The 8,157-nt window shown below is 33.8% G+C and carries 6 protein-coding genes and 1 pseudogene; 1 reads left to right on the top strand and 6 read right to left on the bottom strand.

The window, feature by feature from the left end; all coding sequences use genetic code 11:
* Nucleotides 1–109: 109 nt before the first annotated feature.
* The 4 genes and pseudogenes from JCM6256_RS06665 to JCM6256_RS06650 all read right to left on the bottom strand — a co-directional run bounded on the left by JCM6256_RS06665 (nucleotide 110) and on the right by JCM6256_RS06650 (nucleotide 6,304).
* Nucleotides 110–1,462: an amino acid permease gene (locus JCM6256_RS06665; protein WP_025080968.1), complete on the bottom strand. Its 1,353-nt coding sequence runs from the start codon at nucleotides 1,460–1,462 to the stop codon at nucleotides 110–112.
* A 197-nt stretch (nucleotides 1,463–1,659) separates the two neighbouring features.
* Nucleotides 1,660–3,764 (bottom strand): annotated as a pseudogene (locus JCM6256_RS10005) (ATP-dependent Clp protease ATP-binding subunit).
* A 334-nt stretch (nucleotides 3,765–4,098) separates the two neighbouring features.
* Nucleotides 4,099–5,019: an alpha/beta hydrolase gene (locus JCM6256_RS06655; protein WP_025080967.1), complete on the bottom strand. Its 921-nt coding sequence runs from the start codon at nucleotides 5,017–5,019 to the stop codon at nucleotides 4,099–4,101.
* Nucleotides 4,991–6,304, bottom strand: coding sequence for a PTS transporter subunit EIIC (locus tag JCM6256_RS06650; protein ID WP_025080966.1), 1,314 nt, complete (start codon nucleotides 6,302–6,304; stop codon nucleotides 4,991–4,993). The genes JCM6256_RS06655 and JCM6256_RS06650 overlap by 29 nt, the downstream gene beginning before the upstream one ends.
* 121 nt (nucleotides 6,305–6,425) lie before the next feature.
* Here JCM6256_RS06650 and JCM6256_RS06645 point away from each other — a divergent pair, with 121 nt between their 5' ends.
* Nucleotides 6,426–6,665 (top strand): hypothetical protein, encoded by a 240-nt coding sequence (locus tag JCM6256_RS06645; RefSeq protein WP_025080965.1) that lies wholly within the window; start codon nucleotides 6,426–6,428, stop codon nucleotides 6,663–6,665.
* A 38-nt stretch (nucleotides 6,666–6,703) separates the two neighbouring features.
* Here the strand turns inward: JCM6256_RS06645 and JCM6256_RS10000 are convergent, their stop codons facing one another.
* Nucleotides 6,704–6,970, bottom strand: coding sequence for a hypothetical protein (locus JCM6256_RS10000; RefSeq protein WP_051545888.1), 267 nt, complete (start codon nucleotides 6,968–6,970; stop codon nucleotides 6,704–6,706).
* Nucleotides 6,971–7,164: 194 nt separating this feature from the next.
* The gene (locus JCM6256_RS06635) at nucleotides 7,165–7,881 is read right to left on the bottom strand and encodes a DUF975 family protein (protein ID WP_025080964.1); all 717 of its coding nucleotides are present in this window, start codon (nucleotides 7,879–7,881) and stop codon (nucleotides 7,165–7,167) included.
* Nucleotides 7,882–8,157: the final 276 nt, after the last annotated feature.

Genomic DNA, 8,157 nt, shown 5'->3' with positions numbered 1-8,157 from the left:
AAAATATTATTCCCGAGGAAATAATATTTTTGTATATAATCTAAGTAGTTTTAAGTCATTATACATGAAAGATATTATTTTTTCATTATTTCTTAAGGTATATCAACTATTAATCCTTATTTTTCACTAATAGTCCATAAATTAATGAAAGTACAATAATAAATAATCCAGAAAGAACTAATGGCAATCTAGTAGTAGGAATAAAGAAAAGAATAACTAAAACAGACAAATAAAAGATGATTGTTAACCAACTTGTAAATGGAAAACCTGGCATCTTAAATTCTCCCAAATTTGCCTTATTAGCTTTACGATATTTAATATGTGCCCACATGATAATCAACCAAACAACTACAAAGTTAATGGTCGAAACAGTTGAAACAATATCAAAAATTCTTGCCGGCATTAAATAGTTTAAAATGACGACAACAAATAAAATCAAAGAAGAAACTGTAAGAGCATTTTTAGGAATAGCTTTGTTGCTCAATTCCCCTAATTTTTTAGGTGCATTACCACCACGTGATAACGCATAAAGCGAACGACTTGTCGAAAAAATCGCACTATTTGTGGCTGACATCGCTGCTGTTAAAACGACAAAATTTAAAATTCCGGCCGCACCTATAACCCCTATCGCAGCAAATACTTGAACAAAAGGACTTGAAGTTGTCTTAATTTGATTCCATGGATAAACGGCCATAATTGCAAGCATTGAACCAATATAGAAAAGACCAATTCTTACAGGCAAAGTATTAATAGCTTTAGGAATGTCTTTCTCTGGATTAGCTGTTTCACCGGCAGTTAATCCAACAATTTCTACGCCAACAAAGGCAAAAACAACCATTTGAAATGACATAAGAAAACCACTAATTTCAGTTGGAAAAAATCCACCGTGACTAACTATATTAGTAAACGAAACAGTACGTCCAGCGACTTTAGTATGAAAAAGCAATAAAACGGCTCCTGTTAAAATTAGTGCAATAATCGCAATAACTTTAATCATAGAAAACCAGCTTTCCAATTCTCCAAAAAGCCCAACGTCAACCATGTTCACAAGCATCAATAGAATAACGATTAATAATGGTCCTACCCATTGGGGAAGCCATGGAAACCAATACTTTAAATATATTCCCGTTGCGGTCAAATCTGCCATAGCTAAACTTAGCCAACATGCCCAATAAGTCCAACCTGCAACAAATTCAACACGGTCGCCTAAATATTTTTTTACGGCATCTAAAAATGAATGCTTAGATGGATCTGCCAAAATAAGTTCACCCAAGGCTCTCATCATGAAGAAAGTGATAATCCCTACAATTAAATAAGAAAGAATTATTGATGGTCCAGCACTTTGAATCGCTGAACCTGATCCCAAGAACAATCCTGTTCCAATAGCACCACCAATGGCAATCATTGTAACATGGCGGCTCTTAAGTCCACGATTTAATTTAGGTTTATTATCCTCATCCATTAATTCCACTTCCCTTTTTAATAAAAAAGACACCTTAGTAATGAAACCCAAGATGTCGCTTCAATAAAGTAATAGATTGATTTTAATTATAATCAAAATCAAAAGACATTGTCAATTTTCCAAAAATATAGAAAACAAAAAGACACCTCAATGAGGTGTCTTTATTTATGTATTTTTAGGCTTATTTATCTAAATTATTAGTTTTCTTTTTTGTTTTCTGACTTTTCTTCCTTAGCTTCATCAGTATTTTCTTCTGGTCTTACTAAGTCTAAGATTGACTTGCCGTTCATGTACAAGTGCTTGTCATCAGCAGTAAATTCAATCTTCTTAGTGTCAGGTTCACTCATCACAAGTTTTGCGATTGGAGTTTCAAGGTCTTGTTCAACAACTCTTCTAAGAGGACGAGCACCAAACTTCTTGTCGTAACCCTTGTCAGCTACAACCTTTTTAGCTTCATCAGATACAGTTACTTCAATACCTTTCTTGCTGAGAACATGTGACATCTTCTTAAGGTAAATGTCGATAATCTTGCTCATGTCATCTTGAGTTAATGAGTTGAATGGAACAATTGCATCCAAACGGTTCAAGAATTCAGGTCTGAAGTAGTTTTCAAGAGCGTGAATTAACTTGTCTTGATCTACTTTACCATCCTTAAGCAAGTTGTCTGAGTAACCTGCGTTAGAAGTCATAATTAAAATTGTGTCCTTGAAGGAAACAGTTCTACCTGTGCGTCAGTCAAACGACCATCGTCCATAATTTGAAGCAAAGCGTTGAATACTTGTGGGTTAGCTTTTTCAATTTCGTCAAACAAAATCAAGCTGTATGGTTGGTGACGAACTTTTTCAGTTAATTGACCACCTTCACCGTAGCCTACGTAGCCAGGTGCAGAGCCGATCAATTTATTAACTGCCATTTCATCTTGGTATTCAGACATGTCCAAACGAATGAAGTGATCTTTGTTACCAAATAAGTTAACAGCTAATTGCTTAGCAAGTTCAGTCTTACCAACACCAGTTGGTCCTGTGAGTAAGAATGAACCAGTTGGTCTGTCGCTGTCCTTGAAGACTTGCTTACGAGCAATTGCATCAGTAATTACATCGATAGCCTTGTCTTGGTCAATAACAACAGCCTTCAATTTCTTTGCTAAATCAAGGTTCTTCTTAGCTTCGTCAGCGTGAAGTTCACTCATTGGGATATTTGTCTTTTGTTCAATAATCTTGTAAATATCCTTTTCAGTAACAACTGGAGTTTCTGCCTTGTCAGCACTCTTCAAGTCTTTTTGAAGCTTTTCAATTTGAGTCTTCAATTCAGAAGCTTTGTCGTAGTCTTCAGCCTTAGCAGCTTCTGCTTTCTTAGCTTCTAAAGCATGAATTCTAGTCTTTAAACTTTCTTCATCTTGAGGGTCAACAGTTAAAGCCTTCTTAGCGCCAGCTTCATCCATCAAATCGATAGCCTTGTCTGGTAAGTAACGTCCTTGAATGTATCTTTCTGATAATTCAACAGCTAACTTAAGAGCATTGTCATCGTATTTTACGTGGTGGAATTTTTCGTACTTCTTCTTTAAGCCTTCCAAGATCTTCACAGCAACATCAGTTGTTGGTTCTGGAACTTGAACAGGTTGGAATCTACGAGCTAAAGCTGGATCCTTTTCAATTCTTTGGTATTCACTTGTAGTAGTTGCACCAATTAATTTCAAATCGCCACTTGCAAGAGCTGGCTTCAAAATATTAGCAGCATCACCGTTGTTAGTTTCTGAGTCAGTTGAACCTGCACCAACAATGTTGTGCAATTCGTCAATGAATAAAACAATGTTAGGGTTCTTCTGAGCTTGATCAATAACTTCCTTAAGTTTTTCTTCAAAGCTACCGCGAAGGCTAGAACCTGCAACCATATCATTAATATTAATTGAAATGATGCGCATGTCCTTCATTTTAGCTGGAACATTGCCTTCTGCAATTCTTTGAGCCAAGCCTTCAACAATAGAAGTCTTACCAACACCAGCAGGTCCAATTAAAACTGGGTTGTTCTTCTTACGTCTTGATAAAATTTCAATAACTTCATCAATTTGCTTGTCACGACCAATTACTGGGTCGTATTTGTTTTCTTTAGCTTGTTTTACTAAGTCAACACCAATTGACTTTTCTTTCTTTTGTTGTGGATTTTGTACCATAGTTTGTGGAGTTGAGCTCATTTTGCTGTAGTATGCTGATGAGCCATTTGAAGTTCTGTTAAAGTCATCATTAAAGAATGAGCTGTTTAATTCGTTAAATAAGTTGTCAAAATCGTTGTTAAAGTATGCCATATATGCAAACACTCCCTTATATTTATTTATGTCTTTTGAGTTTTTAGCACTCTTGTTAGCTAAGTGCTAACTCATTACATTTATTAGTATAGCAGGTTATCCACAAAAAGCAATACTTTTTGTAAAAGTTTTCCACAGAAAATGATTATTTTTGTGAAGTTATATAAATATCTACTACAAATGCTGATATATAGCCTTTTTATCTACTTCACAATTTCTAAAGAAATTCTTAAGATCAGTCAATTATTCAAAAATATGTTTGCATTTAGCTTGAAAGTTTTCCACAGAATAAACAAAAAAGACATTGATCTTAATCAATGTCTTCCTATATTAATTACTTTATTTTTTCTTTCTTTTTATTCCTATCTTTTTGTTTTTGACTTTCTTTGGTAAGCGGTGCTTGTGAATTCATTTTATCGAATAAGTATTGTTTCATCAATTGAACAACTTGTTTATTCTGTGGTAAATCCGAATGCCCAGCTTCATCCCCTGTAATAGTCATTTCTGTAAAACTCTTAACTTGATTTTGAAATACATATTTAGCTGCCGCAACACTTGCTTCAGGAACTATACCATCTGATTCATAACTACGACCGCCAGTTAAAGAATAAACAACTAGATTTTTCGGTAATTTCTTTTTGTTTTTAATAAAATCATTTAGCATTTGCGTACGTCTATTGACGCTATTTTCGCTGAAGTTAAACGGCGAAGCCAATGTCATCAACTTTTTAATCTTAATTTCCGAAGAATAATCAGAATAATAATGTTCAAGCCAATATGTCCAAATTAAACCACCATTTGAATGGCCAAATGCTTTAAAATTATTGAATTTATAAGTATCAGAAATTTGATAAAAAGCTTCATCAAGCCATCCGGCCTGCTTTTTAATATTACTATAGCCATCATGATTATTTTCAAAGCCAATAACAATAATTGGCTCATTGTCACCTCGATTAAGTGATCCTAAATACGATAATTGACCATTTTTTGAAACCTTAATTTTCAAAATACTATGAGGATGAGCATTATTTTTATTCAATTTTGCAATTAAAGGATCAAATCTGTTTATAGAAGCACTTGAGCCTGGAACCATAATCACTGGTGATAACATGGACCTGCGTCTTTCCGCACGATCATGGTTAGTCTTTTTCATCCAGGCATAGGCAGGAATTGACAGGGCAAGCAAAATGACAAAAAGCAATACAAGCCACTTAATATTCTTCGTATTAAAAGTCATATCGTGCTTGTTTGTCATAAGCAATCAACTCCTTATTGATTTTTTGTCCCATTTTTAAAGAAGGAAACAATATCAAAATATCCAAAATAAATAATAAAATCGTAAAGGCAAAGCATTTCCAATTGCCATTAGAACCAAAAAAGGCGATTAATATTCCCGGAGTTCCTCTCAAAACCGGATAGGCACTAGGAACTATTAAATGTACAGCAATCGCTCCCGCTGCGATTAATTCATTAATTGCAGGAATAAATACAACCGGAACTAAATAAAGCGGATTAAGAATAATCGGTAACCCCACAGCTAAACCCTGAGGACCGCCAAAAGCAACAGGCAACAAATTTAATTTAGCTATGGATTCAATTTCTTTGTCATGAGAAAAAAGTAAAATTATCACGGTTAACGTTAAGGCTATGCAAACATCCCCCATCCAGCCATAAGCTTGAACAAGTGAACTTCCCAAGTATTTATAAGGAACATTAGCGGCATTTCCATGACGTAAAGCATAATTCATATTAGCAATTGCTGCGCCACTATTTGATGATGTTAAAAGGGAACTTAACGGATAACCAATTCCTCCCCACCAAAATAACGTAGCCAGCATAGTAATCGGCACAACAACAAATAACTTATTAGAATTTTGCAGACTTCCTACTAAACTCTTTATATAGAAAGAATCTAGCAATCTAATTTTGAAGAAATAAATGAGCAATCCTAAAATCAAACCTGCTACAACCGAAATTAAAGTAGGCAAAATTGAATTCCAAGCTCTATGCCGAATTGTATTAATATTTTCATTCTTTAAGTGAACATGATTTTTACCAAAGAAGTGGAAAATTTGTCCAACAAAATAGCCAACAATTATTGCAATTAATATTCCATTAATATTCAAAATTCGTGAATATAAAGCCTGCTGAAGGTTGTTAGAACTACCAAGTCCACTTAGATATGCACAAAAAGTAATCACGATTACAGCTGCAATTCCGGCCATTGTAGTGTCTTTATGGTAAAGACGTGCTGTATGAACGGCCGAAAAGTACGCTACGTAAATTCCAAATATGCCTAATGTCACTCGAACCATGCCTGAACTTAATACATTACCAATATTCCAAATTTGATCGGACATTAAATAATCAAAATTTAAAATATTATAAATCAAACTATCTGGAGAAAAAATACAATCTCTAAGCACGCGAAAATAGACACCAATTGTAGCAACCGGCATCAACATTACAAAAGTTCTTTGAACTACACGAAAAAAAGACCTTTTCCTAATCCATATCAAAAATTGTACAATCTGTTCCATTCTGCATTCCCGCTATTCTTATTATTTTACTAATCAATTATACAGTTATCATAAGGCACTGCAATTATTGAAATAAAAATGAAATGATATAATAGGTATAGTTAAGTAAAGGGTGAAAAAAATGACAAAGAAAAGAATTGAATTAGAAGATAAAGTAGAACAATTAGCAGAAAAATACATGGACGTTACAGAAGACGATCTTGACGAATTAGTAAATAAAGCTTTGCCATACTATATCAAGAAAAAACTTGGAACTAAAGAAGTTAGAGCTATTTTAAAAGAAAAAGGCGCTGACGACGAATCATCTAAGTACTTAGATGAATTTATTCAAAACAATATTAATAGTCATTGGAATATTTAAATATACAAAAGGCAAGAGAATTTAAAATCTCTTGCCTTTTAATTATTCCAATCATTCATGCGTTGTTGAGCATCCTGATAATTGTCAGTCTTACGATAATTATTATAAGAAATATTTTTAATTAAGACTTCATCACCATTTTGCTCACAGCTAATTGTTAACCCCAACTCTTTGTTTTCTATTTCCTGGGAAATTAGATCACCCATTTTAAGCTGATCTAACCCTTCATCAACAAATCTACGTTGAGATCCTGTTAAATTATCATAATTTTTCTTAGCCGCTGGCGTGTATCTAAGCTTTTTCATTTCTCAGTCCATTTATCTTTTTTATCAACTGATACAATACGATCGCTGCGCTCGCCACGTACTTCAGAATCTGAAAAGTCTTTTTTATCTTTGCTATTTTTCTTGTTGTCATACATAAAAACCACCTTCCATATTTCAAATTATACAGAGAGGTGGTTTATTAAGATATTTTACTGCTTACAAGCAGCTATAATTTAATTTTCCTTAAGAAATTGATCGCCAGCTAAATTACGATAGAAGTTAGCCTTAGTTTGACGATAATATGGTGTTACCCAAATAAAGCCGATGCCCAAAGTAATGACACTAAGAAGCCACCAACCAACAAAACTTAAGTCTAAGACAAATAAATCCGTCTTGTGACCATTCATTAATTTACGGCTCTTAGTAATTGCTTCTGTTGCAGTTGGCTTATGACCTGCATCATACAAATCCTTCATGATATAAGGAGTCATTGAGTATGAATATGCTTTGATAAAACCAGGAATGATAAACAATAAAGTCCATAAGAATAAGAAAATTTCAAAGAGAAGATAAGTTACAAATGATGTCGTAAACTTGTCACCCATATATGCACTAAACATACCTTTGAAGACATTAGGCTGATCACCCTTATCTCTAAATTGCAAGATAGTGTATGTAACACCCCAAAGTAAAATTCCAGCTAAAATTGATAAAACAAACGTAAAAATACTAGAAAATGGTGATACTGAACTAGTTGTTTCAGTAAGTACGCTACCATTAGCAAAACGATAAACCTGATTATATACAGTATCGCGACCTGTTGAAATGAAAGATTCAATATCATCGATTAAGTAAATAATTAACCATGAAATCAATGAAAGACAGATTGCCCACACCCAGTTGCCGCGAAGCTGATCCTTAGCAGCTTGTTTTAATTCTTTTCTACTCATATTTTCCTCCCAAAGCGAAAATGAAACTAATACTTTTCATATAGTTTACCGTAATTTAAATACCTGAACAAATTAACATCAAAAAAAGCCTAATTCCAACAACGGAACTAGGCTCACACAGTGTGTACCACCATTCTGACCACATATAGAAGATAACATTTTCGCTACCGGAGAAAATGACTACTTTCTAGTGGCGGTACAGTGTTAATCTTAGCATTGCATTGCTTAAAAAACAATACTTTAAACTTCTTAGTTTTGAATTAATTTCAAGAAAAA

The organism is Lactobacillus hamsteri DSM 5661 = JCM 6256 (assembly GCF_000615445.1).
Lineage (GTDB): Bacteria > Bacillota > Bacilli > Lactobacillales > Lactobacillaceae > Lactobacillus > Lactobacillus hamsteri.
The sequence above is the reverse complement of the archived record's forward strand: the minus strand, read 5'-3'. Positions and strand labels throughout refer to the sequence as shown.